This is a genomic window from Catenulispora sp. GP43 (assembly GCF_041260665.1).
Taxonomy (GTDB): domain Bacteria; phylum Actinomycetota; class Actinomycetes; order Streptomycetales; family Catenulisporaceae; genus Catenulispora.
The window spans coordinates 1-19866 of the sequence record NZ_JBGCCT010000039.1; the positions used below are offsets into that span (position 1 = coordinate 1).

Here is a 19866-nt window from a genome sequence, read left to right on the forward strand (position 1 = left end):
GGGGGGTGGGGCCGGGGTGGCGGGGGGGGGGGGGGGGGGGGGGGGGGGGGTTTGGGGGGGGGGGGGGGGGGGCGGCGGGGGGGGGGGGCCCCCCCCCCCCCCCCCCCGGCCGCGTGTCACGCCCCATTCGCTGACACGCGGCGTCCGTAGCGGCCTCGCCGTCGACCTGTCGACCTCTGCGATGTCGAAGAAAAGCGTTTTAGTTCCCGGTGAATGTCTCACCGCGAAACGGGGCGGTCAATGGCCCTCCCGGTGTTATAAGCTCTCTCGGCGCCCGGGATGTGGGCGCTCGGGGATGTGATCTGTATCTTTTTATAAAGCGGCGGGGATCCACCATGAACGCACCATTGCCGTGCTCTGATCCAGTCTGCCTGACGGTCGCCGGCGTGCCGTCGAGCCTGCTGCCGCTGCAACTGCGGGTCGTGGTGCAGCCGGCCGGCTCGCCGCTGGGCGATGACGCCTTCACCTCGGACTTCCACCCCGACCTGGTCGGCGCGGTCGTGGTGAAGGGACGCCGGGACGAGCCGCTGGTCCTGACCCGCCACCTGGCCGCGACCTGGCAGGTCCCGCCGGCCCGGCTGTGGGACGACGCGCTGGCCGCCCTGAGCGTGGAGCCGCTGGAGGTGCGGGGCTTCACCATGCCCGGGACCCGGACCGAGGCCTACTCGGTGACCGGCATGGGCTGGCCGGGGGCCGCGCACATGTTCCGGCTGGAGCAGGCGCTGGGACGGCGGCTGCCGCTCGGCGCGCTCGTGATGGTGACGGACGACAACTCGTTCGTCGCGCTGCCGCTGGACTCGGGCGCGACGCTGCACGCGGCCTCCGCGCTCTGGGACCTGAACGAGACGCTGGGCCGCCGGACGCAGAAGGCGCTGCCGCCGCGGCTGCTGTGGGTGCGCGGATGGGATGTGCGCGACCTCGGTGCGGGGATCGTCGGCGGGCAGTTCACGGCGGAGGTCCCGCAGGAGCTCAGAGCGGGCTTGGCGCAGCTGAACTAGGACCCCTTCACCCGAGCCGCGCCAGCCCGGAAGCGGTCACCAACAACACCAGCGCCAGCCCGAGCGCGGCGCTGATGCTCTGGTGCAGCACCAGCAGGCCGCCGCTGACCGCGCCGAGGAAGATGCAGGCCAGGGAGAGCAGGCGGCGCACCGTCGGCTTGCCGAGCGGGTCCGCGGCGATGCCGGTGACCGTCATGGTGAGGACCGTGGTGGTCAGGTCCGGGACGGCGAGCTTGCGGACCACCGCGTTCTGCACCCCGAAGCCGAAGGCCAGGATCGCGGTGAGCTGGGCGTGGGTGGCGGTCGTCGTGTCGTCCTCGACCGCGGCGAGGATCAGGGCGACCGTGACGAAGGCGGCGTGCGCGGCCACGGCATTGGCCAGGCGGCGGTGCTTGGCCTGGCCGGGGGTGCCGCGGGCCAGCCGGGTCTCGATCCAGGCGCCGGCCGCGAAGCAGGCGATGGCCAGGCACGGGGCCCAGACCGTCAGGCCCTTCGCGCCGGCCAGGGCGAAGCCGACGAAGACCACGTTGCCGGTCATGTTGGCCACGAAGATGTGGTTCAGGGCCAGATAGCTGACGGCGTCCACCACACCGGTGACGAGGGTGGCGACGACCAGCGCGGCCGGCAGCACGCCGTGCTCGGCGGCCCCGCCGTCGTAGAGGCGGTCTGACAGGCGCAGCAGGGCGGCTTTCACGGAGGTGATTAGACCAGAAGCCGGCATCCGGGCGGCCGGTCGGGGGCGTGTCCCGTTCACGCGTCGCCCGAAGCGGGTAAGGGTCACACCGTGACGAAAGGAACGGACAGCTTCGCCTTCCCCTCCGGCGGGACGGTCGTCGAGCTCGCCTCCAGCGCGGAATGCCCGCCCGAGATCCGCGAACGGGCGCTGCGCGCGCTGGCGGCCCGGGCCCGCGACGCCGAGGACGCACGGCTGCTGATGGAGGCCCTGGGCCTGGTGGCGACGCCGCCGCGGGTCCGGCCCACGCGGCGCCGGGGCCGCTCTGTCATCCGATCGGTCGGCAGCGGAGGTGAGGGCCCGGAGCCGGAGTGATGCTGGGGCCTGTGGTGCGCGAGCGCGCGCCGAGCCCTGATGAGGGCGAGCCCGAGCAAGGAGGCCCGAGGCCCATGAGCGACCTGCCGCCGGCCCCTCCGCCCCCGCCGGAGGACCCCAACCAGCCGCCTTATGGCCGGCAGCCTCCGCCGTCCGGGCAACAGCCCGGGCAGCAACCGGGGCAACAGCCGCCGCCATACGGGCAGCAACCGCCCTACGGCCAGCAGCAACCCGGCCAGCAGCAGCCGTACGGCCATCCCTACGGCCAGCAGGGCTATCCGCAGTACCCGCAGTACCCCGGCGGCAACGCCTACGGCGAACTCCGGCGCGAGCCCGAGGTCCAGATCGACGTCCACGGCCTGCGCCCGCAGCGCCGCTGGACCGTCCTGATCCGCCTGATCCTGGCCATCCCGCAGCTGATCATCCTGTACTTCCTGCTGCTGGCCGGCTTCTTCGTGCTGATCGTCGGCTGGTTCGCGGCGCTGTTCACCGGCCGCCTGCCGGCCGGCATCCGGGACTTCCTGATCGGCATCCTGAAGTACCAGGTCCGGGTGCACGGATACCTGTCCCTGCTGGTCGACGAGTACCCGCCGTTCGTGTTCTTCGAGGCCCCGGGCTACCCGATCCAGACGGAGGTCCCGGAGGCCACCCACCTGAACCCGGCGGCGGTGTTCTTCCGCATCATCCTCATGGTCCCGGGCTGGATCATCACCTCGGTGGTCAGCGAGGGCGCCGCCGTGGTGGCGTTCTTCGTCTGGGTGATCATGCTGTTCACCGGCCGGCAGCCCGAGCCCGCGTTCGGCGCGCTCAGCTCCTTCCTGCGCTTCGAGACCCGGTTCATGGCCTTCTCCGGGATGCTGACGCCGACGCAGCCCAAGGGCCTGTTCGGCGAGGCGCCCGGCTCCCCGGACGCCGCCGCCGAGCGCCGGTCGCCGACCCGGCCGCTGCTGATGTCGAGCGGGGCCCGGACGCTGATGATCGTGATGATCGTGATCGGCGCGATCGGGGTCATCCTCAACAGCGTGTTCAACTCGAACACCAGCAGCTCGAACAGCAGCAAGGCCCCGTACACGGTGTCGCAGCACCGGTAGTCGTGCCAAAACGCCGGCCTCACCGGCGCATCCGCATGTAGAGCTCGCCGAGCAGGCCGCCCACCACGGCGGCCAGCGCGACGAGCTCTATTGCGCTGCCCTCCACACTCCCCCGATACCAACCGCGCATCCGCTGCGCCGCCGTCGCCACCGCACGCCCCAGCAGGGCCACGACCACGCAGCCCGCGACCGCTACGAAGATCACCACTACCACCACCTCCTCCGCTTCCAGGCTGGCGCACACCCGCGGCCCGGACCAGGAATGGACGCCGGAAGTTGCGCGGACGAATGGCCGACGATTAGCCGCATGTCAGCCGGGCAGACTGCCGCTGTGGAAGAGGGGGACGACCACGCCGGCGGCAGCAGCGGCGGCAGCGGCTTCGCGGAGGCGATCCGCTCCTGGCGCGAGCGCCGCGGCTGGACGCAGGAGGAGCTCTCGCACGCGAGCGGCCTGAGCACCCGGGCGATCCGCAGCCTGGAGCGCGGCCGGACGTTGCGGCCACGCAGGACGACGGTGCAGATGCTGGCCGACGCGCTCCAGGTGCCGCGAGCGCGGTTGATGGGGACGGTGCGGCGCGCGGTCGCCGGCGATGAGTCGGAAACAGAGGCGGGGCCGGAGGGCATACTCGGCGGCCTAAAACCTCCTCATCCAGTACAGGTCGGCGGAACCACCGTGGGCCCGGACCTGCCGACCGACGGCGTCGTCATACCGCGCGAACTGCCGCCGGATCTGGGCGACCCCGCGCTCGACGTACGAGAAGTCCTGGCCGAGGTGGTGGCGGGCCCGACCGGACCGTATCGGGCCGCGGTGGTGCGCGTCGGGACCCCGGAGACAGCGGTCCGCGCGGCGCACCACGCTTCCGCGAAGTTCCCCGACGGACAGTTGTACGCGGACCTCGCCGGGACACCCGCCACTCCGTCGGCCGCGATCCTTCGCAGGTTTCTGCGATCGCTGGAGGCCGCTCGGCCCGCCGAGGCGACGGCCGACGAACTCGCGGCCGCCTTCCGCAGCGCGCTGGCCGGCCGGCGGATGCTGGTCGTCCTCGTCGGGGCGCGGTCCGAAGCGCAGATCCGGCCGTTGATCCCGGCCGAGGCGCGGTGCGCGCTGCTGGTGGCGTTCGAGCCCCATCCGCCGAACGCAGACGGGGCCCGACCTCGCTCAGTCCCGTCCTAGTCCTGCGGCGGCACCGCGGTCGTGAACCGTCCGCCGAGGTAGCGGAACTCCGGGTCCGCCGGATCCGGCGCCCCGCCCGCCGCGGCCTCGACCTTCTCGGCGAACACGTCGGAGTCGTCCCGCGGCTCGTACCCGAGCCGCCGCGCGGGCTCCAGGTCCCACCAGGCCGTCTTGTTCGCCGAGATCCCGTACACGATCTCGTAGCGGACCTCCGGCGCGGTCGCCAGGGCGTGGAACAGGCGCGTGGCGTCGGCGGGGCTGAGCCAGGTGTCGAGCATCCGGATGCTCTTCGGCTCCTCGAAGCAGGACCCGATGCGGACGCACACCACCTGCAGGCCGTGCCGGTCGGCGTAGAACGACCCGATGGCCTCCATGAAGACCTTCGAGACGCCGTAGTACGTGTCCGGCCTGGGCCGCACGTCCACGCCGATCGGCGCGTCGCGGTAGTCCGCGCGCTCGTGGTATCCCACGGCGTGGTTGCTGCTCGCCGTCAGGATCCTCGGCACGCCGGCCCGCACCGCGGCGTCGAACACCTGGTAGGTCCCGTCGATGTTGCTCTTCAGGATCCGGTCGAAGCGGTCCTCGACCGGGATCCCGGCGAGGTGGATGACCACGTCCACGTCCCGCATCGCCGCGTCCAGGGCCGCCGGGTCGCCGACGTCGCCGACCACCCACTCGGTGGCGCCCGGCTCGTCCGGGGTCACCAGGTCGAAGCCGCGCACCTGCCAACCGAGTTCGGCCAGGCCGGCGCGCAGGAACGTGCCCACGCCGCCGGCCGCGCCGGTCATCAGGATCCTGCCGAAAGTCGTGTCAGACATCTGTCATCCCGTTCTCACGCAGCGGTGTCGAGTCCGTGTTCGGTCAGTACCCGGCGCCCGGCGTTGACCAACTCCTGAAGGCGTTCCACGTGCTCCGGGGCGGCGTCGGTCAGCGGCGGACGCACGGGGCCGGCGTCCAGGCCGTCCAGCCGCACTCCCGCCTTCACCAAGGCGACAGCGTAGCCGGGGGCCTTGGCACGGAGCTCGACCAGCGGCCGGTAGAACCGGTCCAGGAGCGCGTTGACCAGGCTCGTCTCGCCCGCGCGGTACCCGTGGTAGAACGCCAGCGCGATGTCGGGGACGAAGCAGAACACCGCCGAGGAGTAGTTCGGCACGCCGACGCCGGCGTAGGCGAGCTGCGACATCTCGGCGGTCGGGAGTCCGTTGAAGTAGTGGAGTTTGTCCTCGCCGTGGCGGTCCCGGACGGCCGAGACGATGCGCTGCATCAGGTCCAGGTCGCCCTTGCCGTCCTTGAACCCGACGATGTTCGGGACCTCGGCCAGGTCCGCGACCACGTCCGGGGTGAACGTCACGTTGTCCCGCTGATAGATGATCAGATCCAGGTCGGTCGCCTCGGCCACCGCGGTGTAGTGGTCGCGCAGGCCCGCCGCTCCCCCGGCGACCAGATACGGCGGCATCACCAGCAGTCCGTCGGCGCCGGCCTCCTTGGCCGCGGAGGCGAACGAGGTCGCCAGCGCGGCCCCGTACCCGACCCCGGCCACCACCGGCGCCCGGCCGGCCGCGACCTCGGCGGCGGCCCGGACGCACTCGGCGAACTCGTCCACGTCCAGCGAGTGGAACTCGCCGGTCCCGCAGCAGGCGAACACCGCCGCGGGCCCCGGCCGCTCGGGCGCGTCCAGGAACGCCAGCCGCGAGCGCAGATGCTCGCGGTAGACGTCCAGGTCGACGCGGCCGGGCTTGTCCCCGGCGGTGCGTGTGAAGGGGGTGACGGGGAAGAACAGCAAGCCGTCCAGCCGGTCCACGAGTGATTGCATCAGTACCCTTATCCCTTGAGCGATCCGCTGAGCAGGCCGCGTTCGAACAGTCTCTGCAAGGCCAGATAGACCAGCACGCCGGGCACCGCGAGGATCAGCACGGCGGCCAGCCGCACCCCCTCGCCCTGTTCCTGCGAGGCCTGCAGGCTGGTGACGACGACGGTCAGGGTGTCCATCTTCGGACTCTGCGACACCAGCAGCGGAAGCAGGTACTGGTCCCAGATCATCAGGAACCCGAACACCGCGCACGTGCCCAGCGCCGGCCGGCACACCGGCAGCACGATGCGCCAGAAGATGCGGAAGTCTCCGGCGCCGTCGATCCGTGCGGCCTCTTCCAGCTCCAGCGGGACCCGCTTCATGAAGCCGGTCAGCACGTACACCGGAAGCGCCCAGCCGACCAGCGGCAGGATCAGGCCGCCGTAGGAGTTGACCAGCGTCCCGCCGGTGAAGGGCTGGTGGATCTTGCCGAGCACCTGGAACAGCGGGACCGCGATCACCTCCTCGGGCATCATCATGGTGGCCAGGATCGCCAGCATCACCAGTCCGGCACCCTTGAAGCGTTTGCGGGCCAGGGCGTAGGCGGCCAGCGAGGACACCGCCAGCTGCAGCGTGAGCCCGACCGCGACCACGATCAGCGAGTTCAGCAGGCCGCGCGCCACGCCCAGGTGCCAGGCCTGGGAGACGTTGGCGCCGGTGAGGCCGTGCGGGACGTTCATCAGCGCGCCGAGCTTGGCCTGACGCTTGGAGAAGGCGGTCGCCACGACCGTCCACAGCGGGTAGACGAACACGAAGGCGACCAGCGCGTAGAGCAGCCAGACGCCGGCTCTGGTACGGATCCTCATATGTCCCCGCGCCTCCGCCACAGCAGCATCAGGCACGTCAGCAGCATCGTCACCACGAGCAGCGCCGTCCCGATGGCGGCGGCGTAGCCGGTGTCGTTGTTCTGGCTGAACTGCCGGTAGAGAAAGGTGACCACGGACTCCGACGACCCGGCCGGGCCGCCGTTGGTCGAGACCCAGATCTCGGTGAAGACCCGCAGGCCCCTGATGATCCCGAGCACCAGCACGATGGTGGTGATCGGGCGCAGCGAGGGCAGCGTCACGAAGCGCAGCCGCTGCCACCAGTTCGCACCGTCGAGATGGCAGGCCTCGTACATCTCGCGATCCACCGACGCCAGACCGGCAACGAAAATCACCATGTCGTACGGAGCGTTCTTCCAGATCTGCATCAATATCACCGACGCCAGCGCCGAGTGCGGGCTGCTGAAGAACGGCTCCGGGCCGATGCCGACCTTGCCCAGCAGCGAGTTCACCGAGCCGTACGGCGAGGGGTAGAGCAGCGTCGTCCACAGCTCGGCGGCGGCGACCATGGCGATCACGGTCGGCAGGAAGACCGCGGTCCGCAGGATCCTGATGTGCCGGGCCGGCCCCTGCAGCAGCACCGCGAGCCAGAAACCGACGAAGATCGAGCCGGAGACCGCGAACACCGCGTCGAAGAGCGTGTGTACGACCGCGGAGCGCAGATCCGGGTCGGAGAACAGCTTGGAGTAGTTCGCGGTGCCGACGTACTGGTTCCCGAGGTAGGGCCGGACGTGGAAGAAGCTGAGGTAGACGCCCCATATCGTCGGCCACACCTTGAACACGCCGATGAACGCCAGCAACGGCGCCAGATACAGCCACGGCCCCAGGCGCCGCCAGAACGGCTTCGCGGGTGGACCGCCGGTACGGCGGCGGCCGGACAGCACGCTGTCCGCCGCCACCGGGGTCCGAATTCCGGCCGTCATCCGACGCCCTGCTGCTTCAGGAGCGAGGCGACGTCGGAGTTCATGGAGTCCAGACCGGTCTGCACGCTCCCACAGGAGGACAGCAGCTTGTTGAGGTCGTCCGACATCTTCTGCCGCAGCTGCGTCCAGTTCGGCGCGTTGTCGTACTCGTAGTGGCCCGACGTGCTGTAGACCTGCTGCGCCAGCTGCCAGCGCGGGTCGTTCCCGTGCACCGCGGCCGGGTCGACGGTCTTGTTGACCGGCAGCCGGACCACGGTCGCGGACGGGATCGCGGTCATGCCGAGCTTCTGGGCGTCCGGGGTGACCATGAACTCCTCGAGCTTGGTCACCTCGTCCTGCTTGCTGTCGGCCATCGTGAAGATGTCGGTGCCCTCGGCCAGGGTCCCGGCGGTGCCGTCGGGGCCGGACGGCGGGGCGACCACGATGTACTTGCCCTTGACCGCGGTGGCGTCCATCGTGGCGTAGGCGTAGGGGCCGGTGAGGTACATGCCGGCCACGCCGGTCTGGAACGCCTTGTTGGCCGCGGTGGTGTCGTCCCCGAGCGCCGAGGGCTGCACGTCCTTGTTCTTGCAGACCTGGTCCTCCAGGAACTGCGCCGAGGACACGGCCTGCGGGGTGTTCAGGGTCGCCGTGAACTTGCCGCCGCCGGCCTTGAGGAAGTCGCCGCCCGCGGAGTACAGGAACGAGGACCAGAACCACGAGGTGTAGCCGCGCGAGGTGGAGCCGGGGACGGCCAGGCCGTAGGTGTCGTTCTTGCCGTCGCCGTCCGGGTCCCGCGTGGTGAAGGCCTGCGCGACCTTGGCCAGGTCGTCCCAGGTCTTCGGCGGCTGCAGGCCGAGCTTGTCCAGCCAGTCCTTGCGGACCAGCAGCACGTTCGCCTGCGCCGAGAACGGCACCGCGTAGGTCTGCCCCGACAGGTCTGTGGCCGACGCCCACGCCTGGTCGGTGAGCTGGTCGGCGCCGGCGAACTTGGTCTTGTCGATCGGCAGGACGATGCCCTGCGAGACGAAGTTGCCCATCTGCGCGGCGTCGTCGATGACGACGTCGGGGAGCTGGTGCGCGGAGGCCGCGGCGGTGAGCGCGGTCTCGAAGTCGGTGAGCGTCGCCTTGCCGATGGAGACCTTGATGCCGGTCTGCGTGGTGAAGGCGTCGAAGATCTTCTGGTAGGCCTTCGGCGAGTCGCCGGACCCCCGGATCCACACGGTGAGCGTGCCGGCGGCGGCGGCGTTCTTCGACGTGCTCGCACCGGAGGAGCTGCTGGAACCGCCGCAAGCGGCGGCGGATATCGCCACGCCGGCCGCCATGAGCGCGGCGCAGATGGATCTCGCTGTTCGGGGTGTCACGGTTCGCATGGGGCCCTCGGCTTCAACGGGGATTCATGGATGTGAACGAAAGACATGGAGGTGAACGTGCTCAGATGCTGGAAACGTAGTGGCGAACGTCCGAGCGGTCAAGAGGAGCCCGAGGGCAAGAGGAAGGGGCTCCCGAAGGAGCCCCCGGTTGGTGGGCGATCAGTGGGCGATCAGTGGGCGATCAGCTGTTGGGCGCGCCCGAGACGGTGTAGGCGTCCCAGTCGTACAGGAAGCCCTTGGCGTTGGGACCGTCGGTCGCCGGGTTGCCGTGGTCGTCCACCAGGATCTGGCTCTGGTTGAGGGCCTGGCTGATGTACCCGTGGTCGAGCTTGTACTTCAGGTCCAGCGTGCCGATGTGGAACTGCGATTCCGTGGTGGCCGCGGAGATGGTGAAGTTCCCCAGCACCTCCATCGCGACCCGGGAGCCGGTGACGTTCATCCAGCCCTCGAACGTGTACAGCGCGGAGCTGCGCAGCCCGGAGGAGTCAGTGCTGTTGAACTCGTGGCCCATGCAGCACTGGCCGTCGTAGGGGCTGGTGGTGTTGTCGGCGATGTGCGCCGGGCTCACCGTGCTCTGCGCGGTCTTGTCGAAGGTGTTCCCGGCGATGGTGCTCCAGATCCCCATCAGGTCGCTGGAGTGGTGGCCGGAGTAGACGAACGGCCGCGCGATCGCCGAGTTCCCGCCACTGCCGACCGCCGCGAAGCACTGGCCGGCGTTGGTCAGGCCGGCGGCGTTCAGCTGTCCGGTGAACGTCGCGTCGTTGAACGCGCTGAGCATGCCGTCCCAGGCCGAGGCGCCGAAGAACTGGATCGCCGCGATCTCGGTGTCGACGCCGCCGTCCCGGTAGTTCGGGTTGTTGGTCTTCGAGAAGTTCCCGAAGCCGCAGATCCCGGACGAGAAGTTGTCGGCGTCGTTGTAGGTGTAGTTGCTGCCGTAGCCCATGGCCGCTTCCAGCAGCGTGACCTTGTTCTGCTCGGCGGAGGACAGCCGGCTCCACGCCGAGCTGTCGTTCTTGAGCAGCAGCAAGGCCTGTGCCACCGGCGCCTGCCCCCACATCTCCAGGCCGCCGTCGGCGTCCGGCTCATGGCCGCCCGCTATCAGGCTCCTGACCTGGGTCAGCAGCGCGCTCTGGACGCTGGTCCCACTGGTAGCCGCAGAACCCGGCGCGACCTCGTCGACCAGCGCCAGGTAGTACAGCACCTTCGCCTGGTTGATGTTGGCCGGGTTGGTACCGGGACGCGGAACCGAGGAAGTCGGCGCGGCCCAGTTGAACGGCGCGGCGGCGACCGCGCTGTCGATCAGCGACTGCGTGAACGGGTTCGGTCCGCCGCCGCCGGCGGTGCTGCCGGTGACCGGGGCACTCGGCGCGGAGGTGTTGCCCGCGCTGTCGACCGCCACCACCGTGTAGGCGTGCGTACTGCCGGCCGCCAGGCCGCTGACGGTCGCGGACGTCGCGGTCGGCGAGGCCACCACCGTGGAGCCCTCCCGGACCTGGTACGAAGCAGCGGGATCACCGTTGTCCGTCTCGGTCCAGGACAGGCTGATGCTGGAGGACGTGGTGCCGGTGACCGTCAGGCCGGTCGGCGTGGCCGGCGTGGCCGGACCGCCGGAGCCGGTGGTCGCGGTGACCGGCGCGCTGGCCGCGGAACCGTTGCCGGAGGCGTCGACCGCGGTCACCGTGTAGGTGTGCGTACTGCCGGCCGCCAGCCCCGAGATGGTGGCGCTGGTGGTGGCGACGGTCGCGACCGTGACGCCGCCTTCGGAGACGGTGTACGCGGCGGCCGGATCGCTGTTGTCCGTCTCGGTCCACGCCAGGCTGATGCTGGACGTCGTGGTGCCGGTGACGGTCAGACCGGTCGGCGTCGCCGGGGTCTGCTGCCCGGACAGCGCGTAGGCCGCGACGTTGGCCGGCGCGATGTAGCCGCCGGAGCCGTAGTCGCCGCTGAACTGGAACTGCAGGCTGGCACCGGCCGCGAGGGTCGCGTCGGCACTGTCGTTGCTGAGCGTGTAGTGGTTCGCGCTGGAGGCATAGGTGACGCCCGCCGAGCTCTCGATGTTCTCGCTCTTGTCCAGATCGAACTGCACGTCCCAGCCGGTGACCGCGGAACCGGAGGTGTTGGTGAGCGTCGCGGTGTCGGTGTAGCCGCTCCCCCAGTCCTTGGTCTTCTTGATGGTGGCGGTCAGTCCGACGCCCCCGCCGCCGGTCGTGCTGCCGGTGGCCGCGGCGCTGTGCGCGGACTCGTTGCCCGCGGCGTCGACCGCCGTGACGGTGTAGGCGTGAGTGCTGCCCGCGGCCAGGCCGGTGATCGTGGCGCTGGTCGTCGTCGAGGTGGCGACCTTGCTGGTGCCCTCGTAGACGTTGTACGACGCCGCCGCGTCCGAGTTGTTGGTCTCAGTCCAGTTCAACGTGATGCTCGACGAGGTCGCACTGGCCACGACCACGTGTTGCGGGACAGCCGGAACGGTACTGGGGTTGGCCGTGGTACCGGTCACCGACGCGCTCGGCGCCGAGGCGTTGCCCGCCGCGTCGAGGGCTTCGACCGTGTACGTGTGCGTACTCCCGGCGGTCAGCCCGCCGACGGTGGCACTCGTGCCGGTCGAGGTGGCGACCACGGTGGAGCCTTCGAGGACCTGGTAGGACGCGGCCGGGTCGGCGTTGTTCGTCTCGGTCCAGGACAAGCTGATGCTGGAGCTCGTGGTCCCGCTGACCGCGAGGTTCGCCGGCGTCGCGGGAGTGTTGGCCGAGCTCGGCGTCGTCGCCGTCGCGGCGGTGCTGTGCGCGGATTCCACACCGGAGCCGTCGACGGCCGTGACCGTGTAGGTGTGGGTGCTGCCCGCGGCCAGGCCGGTGATCGTGGCGCTGGTACCGCTGACCGTCGCGACCTTCGTCGAGCCCTCGTACACGTCGTACGAGGCCGCGGCGTCGGAGTTGTTCGTCTCGGTCCAGGTCAGCGCGATGCTGGAGCTGGAGGTCGCCGAGGCGCTCAGCGCGGTCGGGGCGGCCGGGCCGGTCGACGTGGGGGTCTGCGGACCGTCCGTGGCCAGGCTGAAGTCGGCGAACTCGGCGTTCTCGGTCTTCTTCGGGCTGTAGCTCAGGTCGTGCCCGCCGTGGAAGGTGGAGAAGAACACGCCGGAGTGCGCCCCGGGCATCGGCTCGGTGACCTGGCAGACGTTCTTGCCGTCGCTCCAGATGGTGATGGACCCGGTCGAGACGTTGGTCAGCTGCTCGATCGAGTGCCACTTGCCGTCCGCGGCGAACGTCCAGTTGCCGTTGCACAGGTCGGCACCGTAGCCGGAGCCGGACGCGGTGTAGAAGTACAGCTCGCCGTTGGGTGCGCTGGAGCTGCCGCCCTTCCACATGTAGCGGGTCGACCAGCCGCTGGCGCAGTGCTGCGCGCCGCTCTCGCAGCCCATCACCCCGCCGCCCCACAGGCCCGGCATCTTGCCCTGGGTCTTGCCGCCGAAGTCGAAGCCGACCGGGAAGCTGTAGTCGTACTTCAGGTCCAGGCTGGGGCTGTTCGCCAGGGCGGTCTGGCCGTTGGTGGTCAGGTCTTGGTAGAACTGGCCGCCGCCGAGCACACAGCCGCTGACCGACAGGTAGCAGCTGGGCGGTCCGCTGTTGGCGGGATAGGTGGCCTTCAGCGCCTGCCCGGATCCCGGGGCGCTGGAGTCGGTGACCGGGGCCAGGTTTCCGTAGCCCCAGTTACAGGTGAATGTCCCCGAGGCACCCTGACACTGCGCGGTGTCAGATGTGGTGCCCCAGTTCGCGATCCACGGTGCGGTGTGGAAGTTGTCGAACGTCCCCGTCCACGCCGGGACCGTCGAGGCCGGTGCCGCCGTCGCCGCTGGTGTCGCGGCGGCGGCGTACCGGCCGGTGGCGGCCTGTCCGGCCTGGGTCACGCCGAACAGCGTGAGCCCTGCGGCGAGCATCCCGATGAGGATTTTCGTCCCCCGACGTCTTGATGGTCGCACTGGAGTGATCTCCTTTCGAACACATGTGACGTACTGAACGGGGGTTTCAGATATATGAACGACTGTCAGATATCTGAAATCCGTCGCAGACGGTAATGTGGGGCAGGAGACCTGTCAACGAAGGAGCGCCATGGCCGACACCGGCATATCCCGCGGACCGGCGGCCGGATCCGCCGCCCTGACGTCCGACGCGAGCGCGGACGGGGCCTCCGAGCTGGGCGGCGGCGACTCCGCGGCGGGAGTGAAGTCGGCACGGCGGGCCGTGGAGCTGCTGGAGGCCTTCGGCACGAACCACTCCTGGCTCTCGCTCACCGACCTGCACCACCACACCGGGTTCCCGCGCTCCTCGCTGCACGGCCTGCTGCGCACCCTGCGCGACGTCGGCTGGATCGAGTCCGACGACGCCGGCACCCGGTTCCGGCTCGGTGTCAAAGCCCTGATCTGCGGCACCGCCTACCTGGACCGCGACCCGGTGATGCCCTACGCCACCGAGGCCCTGGAGCGGCTGCGCGAGCAGATCGGCTACACCTGCCACTTCGCCCGCCTCAACGGCCCGGACATCGTGTACCTGCAGACCCGCGAGTCGCGCACCTCGGCGCATCTGGTGTCGCGCGTCGGCCGCACGCTGCCGGCGCACGCCACCGCGCTGGGCAAGGTGCTGCTCGCCGAACTGGCCGACGACGAGCTGACGGCGGTGCTGCCCAAGCACCTGGACGCGCTCACCGACCTGACGATCACCGACCGCGAGGCGCTGCGCTCGGAGCTGGCCTTCATCCGCGAGCGCGGGTACTCCACCGAGCGCGGGCAGAGCTCGCCGAACCTGGCGTGCGTGGCGGCCGTGGTGCCGTACCGGATCCCGGGCACGGACGCGGTGAGCTGTTCGATGCCGGACGAGCGGGTCACGGACGCGGAGTTGCAGCGGGTCGGGACACTGCTGCGCGATGTCGCCGAGGACCTGAGTCAGCAGCTGAGGCGGGCCGGGATCCGGTAGTCCGGCGGCTTGGAACAGGCAAGCCCGATCCGCGGATTCCGTTGATCAGTAACCGTTCTCGTATGTGAACGCCGTTTGCTTTGCTGAATTGTTACCGCCGGATGTCTTGTCAGGCTTCTTAACCAGTGCCACGGTTCCCGCCATGGCGAATACTGCGTCCTCGGCAGCTCCGGCTGCGCGCCGGCCGGTGAACCGCGCGACCCTGTACACCTTCGGCGCCTTCGGCGGCATCCTGTTCGGCTACGACTTGGGCGTCATCGCCGGCGTCCTGGTCCTGATCGCGAAACAGTGGTCGCTGACCGCGTTCCAGAAAGGCGCCATCACCGCCAGCCTGTCGGTGGGCGCGATGGCCGGCGCGGTGCTGGCCGGCCGGCTGTGCAACCGGATCGGCCGGCGGCTGACCATCATGACGGCCGCCGTGGTGGTGATCGTCGGGACCGTCGCCTGCGTGCTGGCCGGCGACTGGCAGGTGATGATGCTGACCCGCGGCGTCATCGGCATCGGCATCGGGCTGTCCTCGGCGACCGTCCCGACCTACCTGGCCGAGCTGGCCCCGGCCCGGGTGCGCGGCGCGCTGGGCTCGCTGAACCAGCTGTTCATCGTCACCGGCATCCTGAGCGCGTTCCTCGTGGACTACGCGTTGTCCAGCCACAACAACTGGAAGGGGATGTTCCTCGGGGCCCTGGTCCCCGCGGCCATCCTGATCGTCGGGCTGCTGGTGCTGCCGGAGACCCCGCGCTGGCTGCTGAGCAGGGGCCGGGACGGCGAGGCCCGGGCCGTGCTGGCCGCCACGCTGCCGAACGCGACCGATGCGGAGCTGGACGCCGAAGTCCAGGACATCCGCGACGTGATCCGGCGCGACAGCCAGGAACGCGGCCGGGTGCGCGACCTGTGGCAGCCGTGGGTGCGGCCGATGGTGCTGGTCGCGATGATCCTGGCGATCGGGCAGCAGTTCTCCGGCGTCAACGCGATCAACGCCTACTTCCCGACGATGCTGAAGTCGCTGGGGTTCGCCACGCGCACCGCGCTGCTGTCGGCGGTCGTGCTCGGCGTCGTGAAGTTCCTGTTCACGGTGTGGGAGCTGTTCATGGTCGACCGCTGGGGCCGCAGGCCGCTGCTGATGATCGGCGCGGCGGTGATGACGGTCTCGCTGTTCGCCGCGGGCCTGGTCATCAAGAACGTGACCGACAAGGACACGCTCGGCACCCTGACCCTGATCTTCCTGATCCTCTACCTGGCCGGCTACGAACTCGGCTGGGGCGCCACGGTCTGGGTGATGATCGGCGAGATCTTCCCACTGCGCGCCCGCGCCGCCGGCACGGCCGTGGCCACCACGGTCCTGTGGGCCGCCACCGGTCTGGTCACCGCGGTCTTCCCGACGATGTCGGCGAAGAGCAACCTGGGGATCGGCGGCGCGATGTGGGTGTTCGCCGGGGTCAACATCGTGCTGCTGCTCCTGGCCCGCTTCTACATCCCGGAGACCAAGGGCCGCAGCCTGGAGCAGATCGAGCGGGACCTGCGCGGCGGGACGCTCTCCACGGGCGGCGGGGTGTCCGCGGGCGGCGCCGGGCAGGGGGCCGGTGCGACGGCCGTCCCGGCCCAGGGCTCCGACGCGGCGGCGGGTGCGGCGGGTGCGGCGGGTGCGGCGGCCGAGGAGCCCGGCGAGTCGGGTCTGGTCTCAGAGTCCTGATTCGCATAGCCGGCAGCGCACGAGCGTACAAGACGCGCCCGTGCGCCGCCGGCGATCATCGGGGCATGTTCGACACGAAGATCGCCGTGCTGCTGCGGGACGACCTCGCAGTGTGGCAGCGGCTGAACGTCACGGCATTCCTGGTCAGCGGGATCGGCACGGCCCGTCCCGAAGTCGTCGGCGAGGCGTACCGGGACGCCGACGGCACCGTCTACCTGTCGGAGTTCCGGCAGCCGGTGATGGTGTTCGAGGGGAGTAGGGAACTCCTCGCGGCCGCCCGGGCCAAAGCCGTGGCGCGCGGGCTGGACGTCGCGGTGTTCACCGCCGACATGTTCGGCACCGGCAACGACGCCGACAACCGGGCCGCGGTACGGGCCGTGCGCGCGGACGACCTGGATCTGGTCGGCATCGCGGTGTACGGCCCCAAGAACGCGGTCGACAAGGCTTTCAAGGGTGCTTCGATGCACCCTTGAGCGCGCCGCGTTCTACTGCTTCTGCTGCGCCCGGGGCACGCTGCTGTCCGCCAGCACCGCGTCCAGCAGCCCGGGCCAGCGCACGTCCATCAGCTCCCGGCGCAGCCGCACGTGCTTCTTGGCGCCGACCCACCACATGACGACCAGCCCGGCCTCGCGCAGCACCTTGTAGTGGTGCGACATCGTCGACTTGGTCGCGGTGAGCCCGCTCTTCTCCCAGACGTCCAGGCAGGCCATGCCGCCTTCGGAGCCGTAGTCGGCGACCGTGTGGACGATGGTCAGCCGGGCCGGTTCGGCCAGCGCCGACAGCACCGCCGTCAGCTCCACGGCCTCGTCGCCGGGATGAGTCAGTTCGTACTGCTCGACCTGGGTGCCCATTGTCACAGCCTAAACCCGCTTGCCTTCGGTTCGATAGTGGTCGTACAGTTCGATGCTAGTCGAACGGTTCGATGGATGTCGAACTGATTCTCACCACGTACTACCCAGCGTCACCTCGAGCGAAGCGGATGGTGCCCCGTGTCAGCCACCACGCAAGAACGCGTTACCCCCTTAACAACCGCACCCGCGCCGGAATCTTCCCCCGACCCGCGGCGCTGGCGCATGCTGCCGGTGATCCTGTCGGCGATGTTCATGGCGATGTTCGACTACTTCGTGGTCAACGTCGCCGCGCCCTCGTTCCAGCACGACCTGCACACCACGGACGCCGGCCTGGAGCTGATCGTCGGCGGGTACGGCTTCGCCTACGCGGCCGGGCTGATCACCGGCGGCCGGCTGGGCGACCTGCTCGGCCACAAGCGGATGTTCGTCGCCGGGATGGCCGCGTTCACCCTGGCCAGCCTGGCCTGCGGCATCGCCACCTCCTCGACCCTGCTGATCGTCGCGCGCCTGGTGCAGGGCGCGACCGCGGCGGCGATGGTGCCGCAGCTGCTGGCCCTGATCAACGTGATCTACCCGGTGCACGAGCGGCCCCGGGCGATGGCCTGGTTCGGCGCCACCATCGGCGTCGGCTCGGTCGCCGGGCAGGTGCTGGGCGGCGTGCTGCTGGAGGCGAACCTCTTCCACTGGACGTGGCGGCCGATATTCCTGGTGAACGTGCCGATCGGGCTGGTCGCGGTGCTGCTGGCGCTGCGCTGGCTGCCGGACACCCGGGGCACCCACCGTCCGAAGTTCGACCCGGTCGGCGCGGTCGCGATCGCGCTGAGCATCGGCCTGGCGCTGGCCCCGCTGATCCTGGGCCGGGCCGAGGGGTGGCCGGTGTGGACCTGGGTCTCGCTGATCGCCTCGGTCCCGGTGATGATCGTGGCGATGCGCTGGGAGGCCAGGCTCTCGCGGGCCGGCGGGTCCCCGATGGTGGACCTGACGCTGTTCAAGGAGCGCACGTTCAGCGTGGGCCTGGCGCTGTCCGGGCTGATGCTGGCCATGTTCGGCGGGTTCATGCTGGCCATGACCCTGTTCCTGCAGGGCGGGATGCACATGAGCCCGGTGCGGGCCGGGCTGCTGTTCGGGCCGCTGGGCGTGGCCTTCGCCGGCAGCTCGATGCTGGCCCGGCGGGTCTCGGGCCGCTGGGGCGCCCGGGTGATCGCCATCGGCGCCGCGCTGAGCACCACCGGGCTGGTGCTGCTGGGCGTGGTGCTGGCCTGGCGCGGCGCGGACCTGGCGTCCTGGCAGCTGCTGCCCTCGATGGTCCTGGTCGGCGCAGGGAACGGCCTGGTGCTGCCCTCGCTGGTGGGCTCGGTGCTGGCCGGCATCAAGTCCAGGAACGCCGGCGCGGCCTCCGGGATGCTGGTCACGGCGCAGCAGTTCGGCGGCGCGGCGGGGGTGACGATCCTGGGCACGGTGTTCTTCTCGGTGCTGGGATCGCACCCGGGCGGGTTCGGCGGGTACGTGAGCGCGATGCGCTGGGTGGACGCGGTGGACGTGGTGTTCGTGGCGGCCATTCTGGCGATGGCCTTCCTGCTGCCCAAGCAGGCCGCGGGGATGGCCGCCAAGCGCTGAGCCGACGCCCCCCGCACCTTCCGCTTCGCCGAGCCCGATGCCCGGCCGGATCGCCTCATCAGCCGATCCGGCCGGGCATCGACGTGCGCTCGGTCCGCATCGGACGCAGGCTGTGACGCATGACGAACTCGAGCCTGGCCTCACGAGTAGCGGCCGGGCGCGCGGCCCGCAAGCTGGTCACGCGCTCCTCGACCGGGGACTGGAAGGCGCCCAAAGACCGCCAGGACCCGGTGGCCGTCCTGGAGAAGCAGGCGGCCACCCGGCTGCCGGGCCTGGTGCCGATCCGCTACGGCCGGATGGCCGCCTCGGAGTTCGCGTTCCTGCGCGGCGGGCCGGCGATCATGGCCGCCGACCTGGCGCAGTCACCCACCACGGGGCTGACGGTGCAGCTGTGCGGCGACGCGCACCTGTCCAACTTCGGGCTGTACGCCTCCCCCGAACGCCGCCTGGTCTTCGACCTGAACGACTTCGACGAGACGCTGCCGGGGCCCTTCGAGTGGGACGTGAAGCGGCTGACGGCGAGCATCGCGGTGGCCGCGCGCCAGAACGGTTTCGAGGACGACTGCGGCCACAGCGCCGCCGTCGAGGCGGCCCGGGCGTACCGCACCGCGATGGCGGCGATGACGCAGAAGGACGAGCTGGACGTCTGGTACCAGAGCGTGGACGCCACGATGCTGCTGCAGCTGGCCCGGCGCAAGCGGGGCCGCAAGGAGCTGGAGGCGTCGTTCAGCGAGGCGGAGCGGCACACGAACCTGCAGGCGCTGCGCAAGCTGACCGGGCCCGGACCGGACGGCACGCCGCGGATCCGCTACCAGCCGCCGCTGCTGGTGCCGTTCGCGGAGCTGGGCTTCGACCGGGACACCGAGGAGGAGACCATCCGCCGGGTCTTCACCGACTACCGCTCGACGCTCCAGGAGGATCGCAGGGCCCTGCTTGAGCGGTTCCGGTACGTGGAGTCGGCGCTGAAGGTGGTGGGTGTCGGCAGCGTCGGGACCCGCTGCTCGATGGCGCTGATGCTCGGCGAGACCACCTCGGCGCCGTTGTTCCTCCAGGTGAAGGAGGCCGAGGAGTCGGTGCTCGCGCCGTACCTGAAGGCGAGCCGCTACGAGCACCAGGGGCACCGGGTGGTCGCCGGGCAGCGGCTGATGCAGGCGACCAGCGACATCTTCCTGGGGTGGGCCACCGGGCCCGAGGGACGGTACTTCTACGTGCGGCAGCTGCGCGACATGAAGGGCTCGGCGAACGTCCCGGAGATGGACAAGACGATGCTGCGCGCCTACTCGGAACTGTGCGGGCTGACGCTGGCGCGGGCTCATGCGCGCTCCGGGGACCGGGTGGCGATCTCGGCGTACTTGGGCAGCGGGGATTCGTTCGACCGCGCCATGGGGCGGTGGGCGCTGGCGTACGCGGACCAGACCCGGGAGGATCACAAGGTCCTGATGAACGCGATCAAGACCGGGGTGGTGCGCGCGGTCGACGCGTAGC

Annotated in this window: 18 protein-coding genes; 9 read left to right on the top strand and 9 right to left on the bottom strand. The window is 70.4% G+C overall.

The window, feature by feature from the left end; translation table 11 throughout:
* The first annotated feature begins 335 nt into the window (after positions 1 to 335).
* Entirely contained in the window at positions 336 to 998 is a 663-nt protein-coding gene (locus ABH926_RS46525) for a hypothetical protein (RefSeq protein ID WP_370373629.1), read from the top strand.
* Between the two features lie 7 nt (positions 999 to 1005).
* On the opposite strand, the gene ABH926_RS46530 is transcribed toward ABH926_RS46525, so the two are convergent.
* Positions 1006 to 1692, bottom strand: a complete 687-nt coding sequence (locus tag ABH926_RS46530; RefSeq protein WP_370373631.1) for a YoaK family protein — start codon at positions 1690 to 1692, stop codon at positions 1006 to 1008.
* A gap of 90 nt (positions 1693 to 1782) precedes the next feature.
* Here ABH926_RS46530 and ABH926_RS46535 point away from each other — a divergent pair, with 90 nt between their 5' ends.
* Positions 1783 to 2046, top strand: coding sequence for a hypothetical protein (locus tag ABH926_RS46535; protein WP_370373632.1), 264 nt, complete (start codon positions 1783 to 1785; stop codon positions 2044 to 2046).
* A gap of 74 nt (positions 2047 to 2120) precedes the next feature.
* Positions 2121 to 3137, top strand: coding sequence for a DUF4389 domain-containing protein (locus ABH926_RS46540; protein ID WP_370373634.1), 1017 nt, complete (start codon positions 2121 to 2123; stop codon positions 3135 to 3137).
* 19 nt (positions 3138 to 3156) lie between these two features.
* Here the strand turns inward: ABH926_RS46540 and ABH926_RS46545 are convergent, their stop codons facing one another.
* Entirely contained in the window at positions 3157 to 3345 is a 189-nt protein-coding gene (locus ABH926_RS46545) for a hypothetical protein (RefSeq protein ID WP_370373636.1), read from the bottom strand.
* A gap of 99 nt (positions 3346 to 3444) precedes the next feature.
* Between ABH926_RS46545 and ABH926_RS46550 the strand changes: the two genes are divergently transcribed.
* Positions 3445 to 4311: a helix-turn-helix domain-containing protein gene (locus tag ABH926_RS46550; RefSeq protein ID WP_370373638.1), complete on the top strand. Its 867-nt coding sequence runs from the start codon at positions 3445 to 3447 to the stop codon at positions 4309 to 4311.
* Here ABH926_RS46550 and ABH926_RS46555 read toward each other — a convergent pair.
* From ABH926_RS46555 to ABH926_RS46580, 6 genes are all read right to left on the bottom strand, one after another.
* Entirely contained in the window at positions 4308 to 5129 is an 822-nt protein-coding gene (locus ABH926_RS46555) for an NAD-dependent epimerase/dehydratase family protein (protein ID WP_370373640.1), read from the bottom strand. The genes ABH926_RS46550 and ABH926_RS46555 overlap by 4 nt on opposite strands.
* 14 nt (positions 5130 to 5143) lie before the next feature.
* Positions 5144 to 6124, bottom strand: a complete 981-nt coding sequence (locus ABH926_RS46560) for a 5-dehydro-4-deoxyglucarate dehydratase (protein WP_370373642.1) — start codon at positions 6122 to 6124, stop codon at positions 5144 to 5146.
* 8 nt (positions 6125 to 6132) lie between these two features.
* Entirely contained in the window at positions 6133 to 6966 is an 834-nt protein-coding gene (locus ABH926_RS46565; protein WP_370373644.1) for a carbohydrate ABC transporter permease, read from the bottom strand.
* On the bottom strand, positions 6963 to 7907 hold the full coding sequence (locus ABH926_RS46570) for a carbohydrate ABC transporter permease (protein ID WP_370373646.1): 945 nt from the start codon (positions 7905 to 7907) through the stop codon (positions 6963 to 6965). The genes ABH926_RS46565 and ABH926_RS46570 overlap by 4 nt, the downstream gene beginning before the upstream one ends.
* Complete coding sequence (locus tag ABH926_RS46575) at positions 7904 to 9199, bottom strand: sugar ABC transporter substrate-binding protein (protein ID WP_370373648.1); 1296 nt, start codon at positions 9197 to 9199, stop codon at positions 7904 to 7906. The genes ABH926_RS46570 and ABH926_RS46575 overlap by 4 nt, the downstream gene beginning before the upstream one ends.
* Before the next feature lie 241 nt (positions 9200 to 9440).
* A complete protein-coding gene (locus tag ABH926_RS46580; RefSeq protein WP_370373650.1) occupies positions 9441 to 13190 on the bottom strand; it encodes a fibronectin type III domain-containing protein in 3750 nt (1249 codons plus the stop codon).
* Positions 13191 to 13362: 172 nt separating this feature from the next.
* On the opposite strand from ABH926_RS46580, the gene ABH926_RS46585 reads away from it, so the two are divergent.
* The 3 genes from ABH926_RS46585 (at position 13363) to ABH926_RS46595 (ending at position 16386) form a co-directional block, all read left to right on the top strand.
* Positions 13363 to 14223 (top strand): IclR family transcriptional regulator, encoded by an 861-nt coding sequence (locus tag ABH926_RS46585; RefSeq protein WP_370373652.1) that lies wholly within the window; start codon positions 13363 to 13365, stop codon positions 14221 to 14223.
* 142 nt (positions 14224 to 14365) lie between these two features.
* Positions 14366 to 15913, top strand: a complete 1548-nt coding sequence (locus ABH926_RS46590) for a sugar porter family MFS transporter (protein WP_370373654.1) — start codon at positions 14366 to 14368, stop codon at positions 15911 to 15913.
* A gap of 65 nt (positions 15914 to 15978) precedes the next feature.
* Positions 15979 to 16386: a DUF2000 family protein gene (locus tag ABH926_RS46595; RefSeq protein ID WP_370373656.1), complete on the top strand. Its 408-nt coding sequence runs from the start codon at positions 15979 to 15981 to the stop codon at positions 16384 to 16386.
* A gap of 12 nt (positions 16387 to 16398) precedes the next feature.
* Here the strand turns inward: ABH926_RS46595 and ABH926_RS46600 are convergent, their stop codons facing one another.
* Positions 16399 to 16764: an ArsR/SmtB family transcription factor gene (locus ABH926_RS46600; protein ID WP_370373658.1), complete on the bottom strand. Its 366-nt coding sequence runs from the start codon at positions 16762 to 16764 to the stop codon at positions 16399 to 16401.
* Between the two features lie 222 nt (positions 16765 to 16986).
* Between ABH926_RS46600 and ABH926_RS46605 the strand changes: the two genes are divergently transcribed.
* Together ABH926_RS46605 and ABH926_RS46610 are read left to right on the top strand one after the other, a co-directional pair.
* Positions 16987 to 18381 carry an MFS transporter gene (locus ABH926_RS46605; protein ID WP_370373660.1) on the top strand — a complete coding sequence of 465 codons (1395 nt, stop codon included), beginning with the start codon at positions 16987 to 16989 and terminating at the stop codon, positions 18379 to 18381.
* Positions 18382 to 18500: 119 nt separating this feature from the next.
* A complete protein-coding gene (locus tag ABH926_RS46610) occupies positions 18501 to 19865 on the top strand; it encodes a DUF2252 domain-containing protein (RefSeq protein WP_370373662.1) in 1365 nt (454 codons plus the stop codon).
* Position 19866 lies beyond the last annotated feature (1 nt).